Source organism: Alteromonas sp. R7, from assembly GCF_055755235.1.
The window spans coordinates 103,684-119,361 of sequence record NZ_JBVTQX010000006.1; the positions used below are offsets into that span (position 1 = coordinate 103,684).

Annotated in this window: 15 protein-coding genes; 8 read left to right on the forward strand and 7 right to left on the reverse strand. The window is 45.1% G+C overall.

All coding sequences use genetic code 11. The annotated features are described in order from the left end of the window. Window positions 1-133: 133 nt before the first annotated feature. From AC0J2X_RS11330 to AC0J2X_RS11350, 5 genes are all read right to left on the reverse strand, one after another. Complete coding sequence (locus tag AC0J2X_RS11330) at window positions 134-730, reverse strand: recombinase family protein (RefSeq protein WP_472996052.1); 597 nt, start codon at window positions 728-730, stop codon at window positions 134-136. 76 nt (window positions 731-806) lie between these two features. Then, complete coding sequence (locus tag AC0J2X_RS11335) at window positions 807-1,670, reverse strand: DUF2971 domain-containing protein (RefSeq protein WP_472996054.1); 864 nt, start codon at window positions 1,668-1,670, stop codon at window positions 807-809. A gap of 393 nt (window positions 1,671-2,063) precedes the next feature. Further along, window positions 2,064-3,701, reverse strand: coding sequence for a chaperonin GroEL (gene groL / locus AC0J2X_RS11340; protein ID WP_014951270.1), 1,638 nt, complete (start codon window positions 3,699-3,701; stop codon window positions 2,064-2,066). A gap of 40 nt (window positions 3,702-3,741) precedes the next feature. Beyond that, the gene (locus AC0J2X_RS11345; protein WP_012520088.1) at window positions 3,742-4,032 is read right to left on the reverse strand and encodes a co-chaperone GroES; all 291 of its coding nucleotides are present in this window, start codon (window positions 4,030-4,032) and stop codon (window positions 3,742-3,744) included. Between the two features lie 276 nt (window positions 4,033-4,308). Beyond that, window positions 4,309-4,833 (reverse strand): FxsA family protein, encoded by a 525-nt coding sequence (locus tag AC0J2X_RS11350; protein WP_061096170.1) that lies wholly within the window; start codon window positions 4,831-4,833, stop codon window positions 4,309-4,311. A gap of 214 nt (window positions 4,834-5,047) precedes the next feature. Between AC0J2X_RS11350 and cutA the strand changes: the two genes are divergently transcribed. From cutA to AC0J2X_RS11390, 8 genes are all read left to right on the forward strand, one after another. Beyond that, a complete protein-coding gene (gene cutA / locus AC0J2X_RS11355) occupies window positions 5,048-5,362 on the forward strand; it encodes a divalent-cation tolerance protein CutA (protein ID WP_014951272.1) in 315 nt (104 codons plus the stop codon). A gap of 63 nt (window positions 5,363-5,425) precedes the next feature. After that, the gene (locus AC0J2X_RS11360; protein ID WP_069945266.1) at window positions 5,426-7,312 is read left to right on the forward strand and encodes a protein-disulfide reductase DsbD; all 1,887 of its coding nucleotides are present in this window, start codon (window positions 5,426-5,428) and stop codon (window positions 7,310-7,312) included. A gap of 115 nt (window positions 7,313-7,427) precedes the next feature. Beyond that, window positions 7,428-8,237: a M23 family metallopeptidase gene (locus tag AC0J2X_RS11365; RefSeq protein WP_069945190.1), complete on the forward strand. Its 810-nt coding sequence runs from the start codon at window positions 7,428-7,430 to the stop codon at window positions 8,235-8,237. Between the two features lie 303 nt (window positions 8,238-8,540). Further along, entirely contained in the window at window positions 8,541-8,981 is a 441-nt protein-coding gene (aroQ, locus tag AC0J2X_RS11370; protein WP_014951275.1) for a type II 3-dehydroquinate dehydratase, read from the forward strand. A gap of 14 nt (window positions 8,982-8,995) precedes the next feature. Beyond that, window positions 8,996-9,460, forward strand: a complete 465-nt coding sequence (accB, locus tag AC0J2X_RS11375) for an acetyl-CoA carboxylase biotin carboxyl carrier protein (protein WP_014951276.1) — start codon at window positions 8,996-8,998, stop codon at window positions 9,458-9,460. 14 nt (window positions 9,461-9,474) lie between these two features. Further along, window positions 9,475-10,818 (forward strand): acetyl-CoA carboxylase biotin carboxylase subunit, encoded by a 1,344-nt coding sequence (gene accC / locus AC0J2X_RS11380; RefSeq protein ID WP_039228980.1) that lies wholly within the window; start codon window positions 9,475-9,477, stop codon window positions 10,816-10,818. Between the two features lie 619 nt (window positions 10,819-11,437). Beyond that, entirely contained in the window at window positions 11,438-12,382 is a 945-nt protein-coding gene (locus AC0J2X_RS11385; protein ID WP_069945267.1) for a hypothetical protein, read from the forward strand. A 250-nt stretch (window positions 12,383-12,632) separates the two neighbouring features. Further along, window positions 12,633-13,073 carry a hypothetical protein gene (locus AC0J2X_RS11390; RefSeq protein WP_069945191.1) on the forward strand — a complete coding sequence of 147 codons (441 nt, stop codon included), beginning with the start codon at window positions 12,633-12,635 and terminating at the stop codon, window positions 13,071-13,073. 52 nt (window positions 13,074-13,125) lie between these two features. Here AC0J2X_RS11390 and AC0J2X_RS11395 read toward each other — a convergent pair whose 3' ends face one another. Together AC0J2X_RS11395 and AC0J2X_RS11400 are read right to left on the reverse strand one after the other, a co-directional pair. Beyond that, the gene (locus AC0J2X_RS11395) at window positions 13,126-13,389 is read right to left on the reverse strand and encodes a TIGR03643 family protein (RefSeq protein ID WP_014977757.1); all 264 of its coding nucleotides are present in this window, start codon (window positions 13,387-13,389) and stop codon (window positions 13,126-13,128) included. A gap of 102 nt (window positions 13,390-13,491) precedes the next feature. Further along, on the reverse strand, window positions 13,492-15,627 hold the full coding sequence (locus tag AC0J2X_RS11400) for an exonuclease domain-containing protein (protein ID WP_069945192.1): 2,136 nt from the start codon (window positions 15,625-15,627) through the stop codon (window positions 13,492-13,494). Window positions 15,628-15,678: the final 51 nt, after the last annotated feature.

The window sequence follows — 15,678 nt, forward strand, 5'->3', positions numbered from 1 at the left end:
TCAGGGATTATTCAAAACAGGGTATATTCGAGTGATATTCAGACAGTCAAAGAGGCTACGCTGCGAGGTCTAGACGAGTCATTAAAAAGGGGGCAATACCGTGATAACTTCACTGTATAACATACATGACCCATTACTTGTCCTTTCTACTGATATTCAAAATGGTAGCCCTTGCGACTCCATATTCTTTACTTAATTTGACCTTGCTGACTCCATTAGCCAACTTGTCACGAATCTCTTGTTCTTGTTCTTTGGTGAGCTTAGGTTTACGACCACCATAGTTACCCGTAGCCGCTTTGCCTTCTTGGGTCCTAGTCACGATGAAGTTCCTCTCTAGCTCTGCGAACATCCCTAGGAGTTGGACCATCGCCTTACTTAATGCGTCTGTCTTTTTAGTGTCTATGGCTTGGTCAATAGTCACGAGGTTGACTTTACGTTTCACTAAGGTGTCGAGGCATACTAGTACCTGAGACAAAGACCTACCTAGTCTATCCAGCTTAGTGACAACCACAGTGTCACCTTCACGGACATATCTTAGTAATTCTTCGAGAGCCTCTTTGTTAGTTGCCTCTTTACCTGAATGCTTTCCCTTAAATATCTTCTTGCAGCCGTAAGCTTCTAGCTTATCTATTTGCTGTGTGAGGTCTTGTTGCTGGGTAGACACCCTTGCATAGCCTACGAATTCCATAAGTGAACTTCTATATGTCAAAAACTTAAGAGATAGTGACACCCAGCGAATGCGCTGTCAACAACTCTAAAAATCAAGTTTATGACAATGTCAGTTTGAAAGTGTGAAATTCTGACAGTTAAAGCTTATAAGCCTCAAACTCCAGTTCATATTTGCTGCCGTGTGTTTTTGCTTGCCAAATTTTGGGGGTGAAAGGACCGTCATCGATGAGCTGAATAACGTCTTTCTTATCTTCATCTGACATTTTGACACCAAAATAGACGTCAGTGATTTTATCGTTGGTAAGCGATAATGACTCTCCGTTATTCTCAGGCTGCTTGACCCAATGGGGACTAAAAATGCTTCTGTATTCATCCTCATATTCCCATTCTTTAGACTTACGGAAAAACGGAATTAACGCCTTCACTAATTTAGTCATAATTGGGAATGTTATCGTAGGGTAGTCCTCTGAATAAACGATCTGCCTAGCGTTATGAATTACGCTTTGGGGATTGTCAGTCACAGCAAACCTTACGCAATATCCCTTATGTGAATTGGCGTAATGAGACCAAAAAAGAGGGTTATCATTTTTAGAGGTAAAACAGCAGACCCTCGTTTTCTCATATTCTCCACTAATAGCCTTATAAAAAGATTCCCTAATACTCGCATCTGAAAGAATACTGTCCATAGACCGACGTGGTAATGCAATTCCTAATTCTTCGTATAACTTGTGCATCAACTCAATATCACTTATGAAACCTTTGAGGTTGTCGTCATCGATTGAGGGATCAGGAAAAGGTATGTGGAACTTACAGTCAAAGGGGTCGTTAAATGAGTTAGGGTTACTGTGGTACAACAGCCCATCAGTAAAGAGAGCGGCATGCCTGTAAGCATATTTCTTAGAATAGAACGAATATCTAAACAGCCCATCTTTACCAGTCTGGTACGCAGTCTTGTGGTCATCCGCAACTTGTAAGATTAATGGATCTATTTCTCTTTGCATTGCTACTCTCCTTAGTTAACTCAGCCTATTAAAAAATGAGCAAAAGTAAAACACGTTTTTGTTCAAAGTCACGGAACGACGCAATCGTCACTTAGGGTTATTACCTCGCCCCCTCCCCCTGTGCCCTACAGAAGATCCTGAGAAGATCTGTGAAAAGACTTTGAGAGTGACCAGACCATAGGCACACCCGACCCATTACGAGAGCATAGAGACGCTTACAGAGCTTATTTTAAAGAGTGAAATTTAAGGGTAGCTTATAAGGAGCTGATGGAATATTGTAAAAGGAGATTAAGGAAATGGTGTGAAACTAACCGTGATACAAAACGTACCACAGTTAGTCTCAGAAGGCTTGTAAGCCCTTGATTTATAAGGACCTAGAAAGCGGGGCGATTCTTACATCATGCCGCCCATTCCGCCCATGCCGCCCATATCAGGCATTGCTGGTGCGTCTTCTTTAGGTAGTTCAGCTACCATTGCTTCAGTTGTGATCATTAGTGAAGCAATTGAAGATGCGAACTGTAGTGCAGAGCGCGTTACTTTAGTTGGGTCAAGAATACCCATCTCTAGCATGTCGCCGTAAGTATCGTTACCTGCGTTGTAACCGTAGTTACCTTCGCCGTTCTTCACTTCGTTAACTACTACAGATGCTTCTGCACCTGAGTTGATAGAGATTTGACGTAGAGGCGCTTCCATTGCACGTAGTGCAAGCTTAATACCTACTGTTTGGTCGTCGTTGTCGCCAGTAAGGTCAGCAAGTTTAGCTGCTGCGCGAACTAGTGCTACACCACCACCAGGTACCACACCTTCTTCAACCGCTGCGCGAGTTGCGTGTAGTGCATCTTCTACGCGGTCTTTCTTCTCTTTCATTTCAACTTCAGTTGCTGCACCAACTTTAATTACTGCAACACCGCCAGAAAGCTTAGCTAGACGCTCTTGAAGCTTCTCTTTGTCGTAGTCTGACGTAGAGTCTTCAATTTGACCTTTGATTTGAGCACAACGGCCTTCAATCGCTTCTTGGTCGCCGTTACCGTCAACAACTGTTGTGTTGTCTTTGTTGATAACTACGCGCTTAGCAGTACCTAGGTCTTCAAGCTGCACTTTTTCAAGGTCTAGACCAATTTCTTCAGAGATTACTGTACCGCCAGTTAGGATAGCGATGTCTTGAAGCATTGCTTTACGACGGTCACCGAAACCTGGTGCTTTAACCGCTGCAACTTTAACAATACCGCGCATGTTATTAACTACTAGTGTAGCAAGCGCTTCGCCTTCAACATCTTCAGCGATGATCATTAGCGGCTTACCCGCTTTCGCTACGCCTTCAAGGGTAGGAAGTAGTTCGCGGATGTTAGAAATCTTCTTGTCAACTAATAGGATGAACGGGTTGTCTAGTTCAACAGTACCGTTTTCTTGGTTGTTGATGAAGTATGGAGATAGGTAACCGCGGTCGAACTGCATACCTTCAACAACGTCTAGTTCGTTTTGAAGTGCCTGACCTTCTTCTACAGTGATAACACCTTCTTTACCTACTTTCTCCATCGCTTGAGCAATGATGTCGCCAACTTCTGAATCAGAGTTTGCAGAGATAGTACCTACTTGAGCGATAGACTTGCTGTCTGCACAGTCAGTAGACAGAGCTTTAAGCTCTTCAACTGCTGCCGCAACTGCTTTGTCGATACCGCGCTTAAGATCCATTGGGTTCATACCCGCTGCAACGCTCTTAAGACCTTCAGTAACGATTGCTTGAGCAAGTACAGTAGCAGTAGTTGTACCGTCACCTGCTTCGTCGTTCGCTTTAGACGCAACTTCTTTTACCATCTGCGCGCCCATGTTCTCGAACTTGTCTTCAAGCTCGATTTCTTTCGCTACAGACACACCATCTTTAGTGATAGTCGGTGCACCGAAAGACTTGTCTAGAACAACGTTACGGCCTTTTGGACCTAGTGTTACTTTAACTGCGTTAGCTAGTGTGTTTACGCCTTTTAGCATTTTGCTGCGAGCGTCATCACCAAAACGTACTTCTTTAGCTGCCATGATTAAATTCCTCTAAAATTCGTTTTAACGTTAGTTGTAATTACTCAACAATCGCTAGAATGTCGCTTTCGCTTAGGATTAGTACTTCTTCACCATCCAGCTTTTCTGTTTTAACGCCGTAACCGTCGTTGAAAATAACGGTGTCGCCTACTTTAACGTCTAGCGCTTTAACTTCGCCGTTCTCAAGAATGCGACCGTTACCTACTGCGATTACTTCGCCGCGTGTAGATTTTTCTGCTGCAGAACCAGTCAGAACGATACCGCCTGCAGATTTGCTTTCTTGCTCTGCGCGCTTAAGGATTACGCGGTCGTGTAAAGGACGAATTGCCATTTTCAAGTCTCCTGAAAATTCCACTATTCAAGTTTATGTGATTACCAACATTCAGACTGTCCGAATGTTGTGTGCCTGGGTTGCTCATTGCTGAGCAGTTAAAATCGTTTCTGCACGGATAGATGGGGTAGTACCCAGATAACTTCAAGGGTTTTTAAGCAAAAAAATGTAAAAAATTTGGTTTTTTCACTAAATACTTCTTTTTACCAGGCAAGTAAACGCCGTTTATCGCGGTAAACGGCGCTCATAACCTGACGGAGAGGGCGTTGGGGCTCGCTATTTTAAGCGCTTATCTGGGTCGTTAGTGGTGTGATCGGTGTACTCACCTTCAAACACATCACCATCGCTATTATGTGAACGTGGACGCTGGTCGAAAGGACTTTGCCCAAACGGTGACTGACCCTGTCCGAAGCCTGCAGTTCCCGGCCCCATCCCCGCAGCAACAACACGCATTTTCATGTGCTTACTGACCTGAGCAGCAAAGAAGTGACGAGAGCCTGGCATTGCCAATAAGAAGCCGAAAATATCGGTAATAAAGCCTGGCGTCACAAGTAAAACACCCGCAACCACCAGCATCAAGCCTTCAACTAGTTCTTTTCCTGGCACTTCATTTCGCTGCATTTTTTCTTGTGCCGTTTGCAGCGTACTCACACCTTCGCGCTTAACAAAATAAGCACCAATAAAGGCAGAAAGAAGTACCAAGCCAACGGTATTCCAACCACCAATTACGCTGCCTACATTAATTAGCAACGCAATCTCTAAAATAGGTAATAGGGCAAACAGTATAAATAAAACCCGCAAAATGCTTCCTCTTTCATGTATTCATAACCTGTAATAGGGTCTTTGTACGTAATAACAAGAAAAGGTGCCCACCCTTTCGCTTAAATAGCCACTTAAAGCGACCGATAACGACCGTGATATACTGTAGTTATGAAAGAATAGTGCGACTTTTCAGGTCAATTACATATCGACCCAGTAGCAAAGTAACAGGCGCGAAACAAAGTAGGAAAAGTTCATGACAATTAAACTTGTATTGTGCACCACGCCCGATGAAAAGACAGCGCAGTTAATTGCCAGCACGCTTGTTGAAGAAAAGCTTGCCGCCTGCGTCAACATAATCAAGGGTATAGAGTCCGTTTATGAGTGGCAGGGGAAGGTAGAAACCGACGCAGAATGCCAACTGCTTATTAAAACGAACACACAACACGTTTTACAGGCCTTCGATAGAGTAAGCGAACTACATCCGTACGATGTCCCTGAATGGTTAGAACTTAATGCTGAGGCTAGCAGCGCTTACGGTCAGTGGTTACAAACCACGCTACAGCGCTAGTTAAAACGTAATTCTAATAAAAATAACGACAACGCAAAATAGATAAAAATGAACTGTAACTTTATGACTTTACCTCCTTTTCCATCAGGCACTGCATCAGCTTCACTGTTTCGTCGCTTTAGCGCTTATGTACTTTCAGCATTTTGTTTAATGACGTTATTAAGCACGTTCGCCTTGGCTCAGGTGCCCAATGCCTTTGACGATCCGTTCGTGGATGAACCCCAATTTTTAGATGTAGACCAAGCGTTTGCGTTCGATTTTAACCAAAAAGGCGATGTGCTTACGGTAAGCTTCGATATTGCCGACGGCTATTATCTGTACCTAAAGCAGTTTAAGTTTGTGGCGAAACAAGCCGAAATTGGCGAGCCTGAGTACCCAAATGGGGTAATGATTCAGGATGAGTTCTTTGGCGAGTCTGAAGTGTTTTACAACGGCGTATCTATTACTTTGCCCATTGAATCAGCGAGCAGTGACGGCGTAGTTAAAATTCGCTATCAAGGCTGCGCTGATGCAGGGCTTTGCTACCCGCCGACAGTGAAAGTCGTGTATTTAAACGAAGTGGGAAGCAGTGCAGTTGCTGATACAGATACGACCTCAGAATCAAATGACGCAGCGGCCTCTTCGCAAAGCGAGCAGTTCGATTTAGCGCAAAGGCTAATTGATAAAGATAACCTTGCGCTCACTTTAGCTCTATTTTTTGCACTAGGCGTAGGCTTAGCCTTTACCCCTTGCGTATTTCCTATGTATCCCATTGTGTCGGGCATTGTGATTGGTCAGGGCAAGCCTAAAACCGCATCGCATTCATTCTGGCTAACCTTTGTTTATGTACAAGGCATGGCAATTACCTACTCGTTGCTTGGGTTGGTTGTCGCTGTGGCAGGAGCGCAGTTTCAAGCTGCGCTTCAACACCCTGTGGTGCTGGGCGTATTCATTGTGCTATTTGTGGCGCTTGCCGTTGCTCTGTTTGGTGGCTTTGAAATTCAGCTACCGGCAAAGTATCAAGAAAAGCTCACTCACATGAGTAACAATCAAACGCCCGGCAGTTTCGCAGGGGTGTTTATTATGGGCGTATTGTCTGGCCTTATCGCTTCACCCTGCACTACTGCCCCGCTAACCGGTATATTGTTATTCATCGCCCAAACTGGCGATATGACACTGGGCTTTATTTCTCTTTACTTGTTAAGTATTGGTATGGGCGTTCCACTTATTCTGTTCGGCATGACAGGTGGAAAACTCCTACCTAAAGCAGGTAACTGGATGAATGTGGTTAAGGTGACTTTCGGCTTTATGATGCTTGCCGTGGCCATTGTGTTTATTGAGCGTTTATATAATAGCCCAGCCACTGGCTTCCTATGGGGATTGCTTGGCTTCGGTTTATTCGGTTACTACTGGGTACTCAATCGCGCCAGCAAAAACTCACTGATGAAACTTGTACGTGCTGTTGTGGTGGCAATAGGCATTATGGGAAGTGCTGGCCTTACTTATCAAGCAGGGCTAAACACAGGGCTTTGGGGCGAGCACTCTGATGGTGTTCACGCAGGGCACCCAGACTTTGTTGTTGCGCGAGACTTGGCAGACTTACGTAATAAAATAGCGGCGGCTAACGCACAAGGTAAAACCGTGATGGTCGATTTGTACGCCGACTGGTGCGTAGCCTGTAAGGAGTTCGAGAAGTACACGTTCCCTGACAAGAAAGTGGTATCTGCACTTAGCAATACGGTATGGATGCAGATGGATCTTACCGATAACACACCAGAACGTCAGGAGATTTTTGACACCTTTACTGTGCTAGGCCTGCCTACCATTTTGTTCTTTGACGAAAACGGCGACGAGCTAACCAAAGCCCGTGTCACCGGGTTTATGAAAGCAGACGCCTTTGCCGGTCACGTAAACGAGTGGCTTAACAATGGGTCTAACACTAATGACGGTCAAAGTGGTCGCTTGGACTAAGGCGCGTCGATTCGAGGACTTTCCTCTTCTCATATGGCGAGTATGGCGAGCGGTGCGAAGCGCTGCTCTCTTTATCTTGGGTAGAAACGGGTTTCAGAAAAGAAGGGTGGCTTCAATGCTGGCCTTCTTTTTTATTTCGCTCACTTTTTCCCTATCAATAACGGCGAAAACCACGGGGTGCTTTGATAACAAACGCTTTTGTTTTGAGCTTACGCCTTCGTCTTCTTCTCTTTATTTAGTCTCAGTACAGAGAAAAGTAGAATTGCCCGTAGCGCTAACTCTGTATTCCAATGTTATGCAAGACATTCCCACCGGCAATGGGGAGCTTAAATCGAAAGCCCACGTTAACGCATTTTTAGATACCAATGACCAAGTGCCCCTTGGCGTAGTAAAAAATGCCGACGCATTCTGGGCATCTTTGCGCGTTAAATGGACGGTGGGGCGCGTAGACGCGATACACGACAACGCCTATACGTATCTGCCACCGCTACAGCCAGCTAGCAAATACCGTATTGTTCAAGGCTTTAACGGCAATTTTAGTCATTCTGGTGCGTCAAGGTATGCTCTCGATTTTGCCGCGCCTGTAGGTACACCTATTTTAGCCGCCCGGGAAGGCGTAGTGATCGACACGAAAGATGACGGCACGAAAGGCGGGCCAACGCCGAAGTTTGCAAAATACGCTAACTACGTTGTTATTCTTCATAGCGACGGAACCACCGGCGAATACTACCACCTGAAATATAAAGGTGTTGTAGTAACAAGAGGGCAAACTGTAAAGCGCGGGCAGCTTATCGGTTATACCGGCAATACGGGGTTTTCTTCCTTACCCCACCTTCACTTTGGCATATATGTAGCCAAATTCCATGGTAAGTACGTGAGTGTGCCGTTTTCCCTCGACAGCGCCCTAACTAAGGCCTCGCCTTAGCATTTATAGCAATACATACTGATACTTTTCGTTAAAACTGCCATCTCATCCCCCACTAACGCCTTCTGAGAGTGCAGCATGCTGCGGTTTCACAGGCAGCCAACAAGCAACCCCCCCAATAAACTTTGCGCCGAAAACACCTGATTAGACCAGTATTTTGCTGCGAAATCTTTATCTATCACTATAATCAGCATTTAACACAATAAACGAGCAAATTAATTGGCTTTTTTTCGTGCAACTGTCACAAAAGTTTGTTGAAATGGCAATAACCGTGACTTTTTCCCGAAGATAGCAGCAAACTAGATGAATATTTTGTTATTGAACGGCCCTAACCTGAATATGTTAGGCCAAAGAGAACCCGACAAATACGGCACACAAACCTTGCAAGACATCGTAGATGATTTGCAGGCGCAGGCTGCGTCAAGCAACGTGACCTTAACGCATTTTCAGTCAAACGCTGAGTTTGAACTGATTGATCGCGTGCACGCTGCTATGGGTACTGTTGATGCCATTATTATTAATCCTGCTGCCTTCACGCACACCAGCGTCGCCCTTCGCGATGCATTATTAAGTGTCAATATCCCGTTTATTGAAGTGCATTTGTCGAACGTTCACGCCCGTGAACCGTTTCGTCATCATTCCTATTTTTCTGATGTTGCAGCTGGCGTCATTGTTGGCCTTGGTGCCATGGGCTACTCGCTCGCGCTAACTGCAGCAATCAACTTACCGAAATCGCATAAATAAAGCAGAGACAGAACATGGATATTAGAAAGATTAAAAAACTCATCGAACTAGTGGAAGAATCTGGCATTGCCGAGCTAGAAATCACTGAAGGCGAAGAGTCTGTACGCATCCACCGTGGCCCAACGGGTGTTCAAGCGCCAATGAACTACAGCTTTGCAGCTCCTGCTGCACCGCAAATGGCCCCTGCCCCAGCGGCGGCAGCTACCACTGCTTCTGAAGCACCAGCAGAGCCAGCTCAGCCAGAAGGTCACGTTGTTAAGTCTCCAATGGTAGGTACGTTCTACCGTGCATCTTCACCAACGGCAAAAGCATTTGCAGAAGTGGGTCAGCAAGTGAAAGTTGGCGACACGCTTTGTATCGTTGAAGCAATGAAGATGATGAACCAAATTGAAGCAGATAAAGCCGGTGTGGTTAAGGCAATCTTGGTTGAAAACCAAGACCCTGTAGAATTTGACCAGCCAATGTTCATCATCGAATAAGCGAGTGCTTAACTATGCTAGATAAAGTACTTATTGCTAACCGTGGTGAGATTGCCCTGCGTATTTTGAGAGCCTGTAAAGAACTAGGCATCAAAACCGTAGCAGTGCACTCTACTGCGGATAAAAACTTGAAGCACGTGTTGCTGGCTGACGAATCAATTTGTATTGGTAAAGCATCAGCAACCGAAAGCTACCTGAACATTCCTCGCATTATTGCTGCTGCAGAAGTCACTAACTCTATTGCTATTCACCCAGGTTACGGTTTCCTAGCGGAAAACGCAGACTTTGCTGAAGCGGTAGAAAAAAGCGGCTTTATTTTCATTGGCCCTAAAGCTGAAACTATCAACCTTATGGGTGACAAAGTTTCTGCTATCAACGCCATGAAAAAAGCAGGCGTACCGTGTGTACCCGGTTCTGACGGCCCGCTAACTGACGACGTAGAGCGCAACAAAGCCATTGCTAAGCGCATTGGTTACCCAATCATCGTTAAAGCTGCGGGCGGCGGCGGTGGTCGTGGTATGCGCGTGGTGCGCAGCGAAGCTGAGTTGATTAAAGCCATTGAAACAACGCAAGCAGAAGCTGGCGCTGCATTTGGTAATTCAACAGTTTACATGGAAAAATTCCTTGAGAACCCACGTCACGTTGAAATTCAGGTATTAGCCGATGGCCAAGGTAACGCCATTCACTTAGGTGAGCGTGACTGTTCAATGCAACGTCGCCACCAAAAAGTGGTTGAAGAAGCGCCTGCACCGGGTATTTCTGAGCAAATGCGCACCAAGATTGGCGATCGCTGCCGCAAAGCCTGTATTGAAATTGGCTACCGCGGAGCAGGTACTTTCGAGTTCCTATATGAAAACGGTGAATTCTATTTCATTGAAATGAATACCCGTATTCAGGTAGAGCACCCTGTATCTGAAATGATCACAGGCGTTGACCTTATTAAAGAGCAGCTTCGCATTGCAGCTGGTCAGCCACTGTCAATTGATCAGTCGCAAATTCAAATTCGTGGCCACGCTATTGAATGTCGAATTAACGCTGAAGATCCACAAACCTTTATTCCTAGCCCTGGTCCTATTGATATGTTCCATGCGCCAGGTGGTTTAGGTATTCGTTGGGAGTCGCATATTTACGCGGGCTACCACGTGCCTCCTTACTACGACTCAATGATTGGTAAGCTTATCACTTATGGTGAAAGCCGCGACGAAGCGATTGCTCGTATGCGCCACGCCCTTGAAGAGATTGTGGTTGAAGGAATTAAAACGAATATCCCTCTTCAGCGCGCCATTATGGCCGATGAAAACTTCTTCGCGGGTGGAACCAACATCCACTACCTAGAGAAGAAGCTAGGCTTAGCCTAATCCCCCCTTTGGGCTACACGCTGTTTTTTGTGTAGCCCAATTTTCTTTCTTCGCTACTCGCTATTCGCTATTCGCTATTCGCTATTCAGCACATTCTAATTTTCCGATTACTACAATCAATTTTTAACGATTTTCCTATTTAAAACTTGGTTCTATACTGCATACAAGTTTTAAGACATCTCCCTGAGTTTTAATGCTTTTGTGTGTTTTACCCTCATTGGAGTCCCACTCCACTTATTGCCGGCATCCCTGCCGGCTTTTTTTGTATTTTTTTCCTTAAACCGCTATTCGTTGCGCTAAGTAATACCAGTCTGCATAGATCATTACCCACTCAGCGAGATTTAAAATGTTTGTAATCGCGGCGTGTTACCGCAGGTATAGTGGTTCTACATCAAGGTGACACAACAAAGAGTACGGACATTTTAAACTCGCCCTTCGGGAAGGTCTGGCAAGCTTCCTAGCTTCATTCTGGGAATTTAAAAGGGAACAGCCATTCCTGCATTCCCACGCTTCGCTAGGAAACTTGCCAGCGCCTTCTGAGTGGGCAATTATCTATGCGGATTGGTATAAAAAGATTTAATGTATAAACTACTTAATCATGTTGTTTAAGGTTAAACAGGTGCGAAATCTTTTTTTGTTTATTTTACCGCTGATAGCCATTGCAGGAACTAACGCGCAGGCAGAACAAATAGCGCCCACCTTCTCACAGAAGCTAGATATTCAAGTTCGTTACGATAATCGTTCCAACCGCCCAAGCCGCGAACAATATCGACTGCGTTACTATCCCTCTCTTGTCATCACTTCTGCGTGGTCAATAAACAGCTTTGTGGTGACTGGCGATGACTTTTCATCAAGCCACAATACATTCGGCAGCGACAACACTGATTATCTCTACGCGCGGCGACTGTACCTAAGGCATGAAACCGATTCGGGGAAAACTGAGTTAGGCGTTATTCCAACTTACAAAGGGCGTGTTTCTTCCACCGGCTTGTCGAAAGATGGTTGGATAACGGGGGTACGTCATGTGAGGCAATTGCAAAACGACACCGCCATTGAAATAGTCGTTGGTCAACTTGCAAATGCTGAAGCATCTGAAGCCTTTAATATTGGCGGAGAGGACGAGTATTTCGAAATTGAATATTCGGCCAAGATGGGACAACGACATAGCTACGAAGCCAGTTTTGAAAGAATGCTGAACGGTACGTTTGCCCGGGCAGAATATCGATTACGTATTAATGAACAAGATACCGCGTTCATTGAATTAGTGCAGCGTATTGATGAAAGTGCTGCGAAAGTTGTAGTGGGCACCAGCGGCGAATTCGCTGCAAGCGCTTTTAACACATCATATCCTATCGAATATTTTGCTTACTATTCCTATATAGACAGTAGTTTTGGTGAGCGCGCTGAATTAATTGAAGACTTTCTAGGAACAGGTCACGGCGGCTCTCTGGAATTTAGTGGCGTGCTATCTGAGAAGCATGATGTTGAATGGTTTATAAGAGCTGATGTGGTAGATAGCGTCAGTCGATTACTGGCAGGAGTAAAACTCTCCTTCGATAGTTGAATGAAACGAAGCGCCTACTCCACATAAAAAAGGCCCATCAAACGATGGGCCAAACAGCAAGAACGCGTACACACTTTAACAGTGCATAATAAGTTACGGCTTGTCGCCATTGTGAGTTCAATTGCCGCAGATTACGTATTTTTAATCTCTTGAGCTTTAAACTTAAAGTTGAGTTTATTAAAATTTAGTTTAACGAAGCTCTAAAGCTCGTATTGTTTAACTCTAATAATCGTAATTTGAAGGTGTTCTTGTGCCCAGCCGTTACGCTCAGTTCAAAGAAAAACTTCCCATTTCCCGACTCTCCGATGAAGCGCTGCTTGCGTTTCGTGTCCTTTTTGATGATCCTCTCGATATCGTAGACTTAGCGCAAGATATATCTGACTTAACGCTTTACCCGGAACGGCTGAAAGACAGTTATAGAAAGGAGTGGGAAGCCTACGTGCTAAAGGCACTGGCGTTTGAGATCAAACAACATACAGACGTTTCTCCTGCAGAGTTCATTGAGCTTGTCATGAACAAGGTAGAAGCGATTCAGCAAAATGACGCCACCTATCAAAATCTATTGCGTCAGGTTCACCACGCTAAGAGTATTTTGCAATCAGAAAACACGATCGTTTTTCCTACCCCCATGCGGCAGCAGTTAACTGCGTTTCTTTTGCCGATTACTACTATTTCGCCTCCCAAAAAATAAAGGCAGCGACAACGTAAGGCCGTTCCGCTTCTATAGGAAAGGTTTCTACACGCTACTTATTAGCGCCTTTAAATTTGTACTGAGAGGGGCAGTATCCTCTGTCCACACCTTCAGGGCGCAGGCTGGCATGTTTGGTTTTTCTACCCGACACGCGCTCTCGCCAGTTCTTGAAGGTTTTCTGTTTGAGATTTTTACGCATAAGCTTTATCACATCTTTTTCAGGCAGCCCGTATAAACGCTCTATTGCCTCGAAAGGCGTACGGTCTTCCCACGCCATTTCAATTACACGTGATTCTTGTTCTTCAGTTAATGCCATTTCTTACATCTCAATATGCCTGTTTAACCCCACTACATACTTATTTTCGGCTCATTTTGTTCAGTTCAACTACGCTAAACTTACAAACAATTAGTGGCCGACTTAAACGCTCACTTGCTCATCGTCTTTTTCAAACGCTAGCTTCAACAACTCGGCGGCGGCTTTCGCATCGCTCAGCGCGCGGTGATGCTGCTCCATTTCTATGTGAAAATGCTTTGTTAAGTTTGCCAGCGAGTAAGAAGGCAGCCCAGGATAGGTGCGACGCATTTCGCGAACGGTACACATTTTGGGTCGCCTGAAACTTTGCTCTAGTCTTGCAAACTCTTGCTTGATGAACCCATAGTCAAAGTTTACGTTGTGAGCCACGAACACAGCGTCTTCGGTGAAATTTGCCACGTGTTCCGCTACTTCAGCAAAAAGCGGAGCATCTGCCACCATGTCATCCGAAATACCAGTAAGGCGGGTAATGTTGCTAGGAATGCGGCGCTGCGGATTTAACAGGGTTTGAAACCTGTCCACCTCTTTCCCACCAACAAGTTTTACCATACCTATTTCGGTAATCCGGTTGTAGCTGCTGTTTCCCCCAGTGGTCTCTATATCTACCACAACATAAGGCTGTGCTGGGTCGCGTATCCATTTCACTGTTGTTACCGCAACGTCAAATCCAGCTTGCTGCAAACGTTGAATTGAAACCAGCTGATTTCGGCGAAGCTGATCGCCAGGCGCTTTGATTTCTTCAAAGCGAAGTGCGCCGTCAAATACCATGATATCGGGGAAGCCATCTCGGAGGCTCTCAAAGTCTTTGCACATCATGCGAAGTAAAGCATAAATAGAATCTAGCGAACCATGCTCAATTAGCGCTTCTATAGGCGTAAGCAAATGACTAGACCACATAAACAGGCTATTCACTTTGCCATAGTGCATCGTGGCCATTTTGTGAATATGAAAACGCAGTTTTTCTTTGCTATCAAGCGCCTGTAACAACGCTTCAATACTGTGTTCAAACTTGGCGTAAAAGTTATTCTGTTTAAGCGATAACGGTCTGCGATCAAACTCCGTAACCAGCGTGTCTTCTTCGTAAAGTTGCCTCCAAAAGGTAAGGCCGAACAAACTGCGCCATAATCGGTTTTCCGTGCGCCAACCTTCAATGCCGTGCCTTGCATAATACGCCAGCACACCACGCTCAACCTGTTGGTTTTGGCTTACGTCAATATCCAGTGTACGGCTAGCATTGCGAAGCATATCGGTAACCTTACTGGTGCGTTTTTTGTGGTATTTACGGGCATAGAAATCTTCTGCAAATGCTAGCAGCGTATCCGATTGCGGATTATCAATTATCTCTTCAAGGGTCTGTTTAACACTATTTTCATTTCCGTCCTTGTAGTTCTCTCTTAACCACTTTTCCTTTGCCTTATCGCTTTGCGCCGCTTTCAATACTTCTAGCCCTTTCGCTCTATCAAACATCAGTACTTTTAGGCCTAGTGCATAGAGAAACTGGTCGCGATAAAAACATGCCGACACACCTTCTGTAATGGGCAGTTCACCTTCGGCAATGGCAAGCAACATATCATCGTTATAAAAAGCTAACTGGCTGTAATGGTTGGCGTAAAACCATGACGCTCGGGCGTCGCTTTTAGTTTCAAAACGCGCCGTATCCGTTACGGAATCAGAACGGGTTCTCATTACACCTAAATCGCGCATAGAAAACTGATTTAGGCGGCTTTTGGTGTTACCAAAATAGATAAACAGCAAATAGCGAAGTGCATCGTCGAACAAGCACACTAAGTAGTTATCTAGCGAAAAACGCTCTGGCCAGCCTCTAGCTTCGATATGTTCATTAAGCAACGTCACGAGTTTAGGCTTGGTGAGAGATGCGAGCCCCTGAATACTGCCGTATTCAGCAAGTAGCTCAAGCAGAGCATCTTTGGTCAAGACACCAGCGATGTCATTAAGCGAAGCGTGGGTAAGGTCACCAAACCAGCCGTTGTCGGTAAGCCAATCTATTTGCTCTTGTGGCACAGCGATTTCGCTATAATTGAACTGCGTCCTGTCAATCACTGCATACTTGCGATTTGCAGCGCGCACAACAATACACTGTTTGTCATCGTCTAACGCTTTAAAACGCCTAACAAAGTCAGTGGCTTCGTCACTTAGAAGCGCCCTGCTAGCACTCTCAAAGAACCCAAGGAACTCGTGAAAGTGTGTAAGGTAATAACGTGGCGGTAAATCTTTTCGCATGAGGTATCTTTGGCTATGAAAACACCAATAGTGTATATTTATACAGCCACG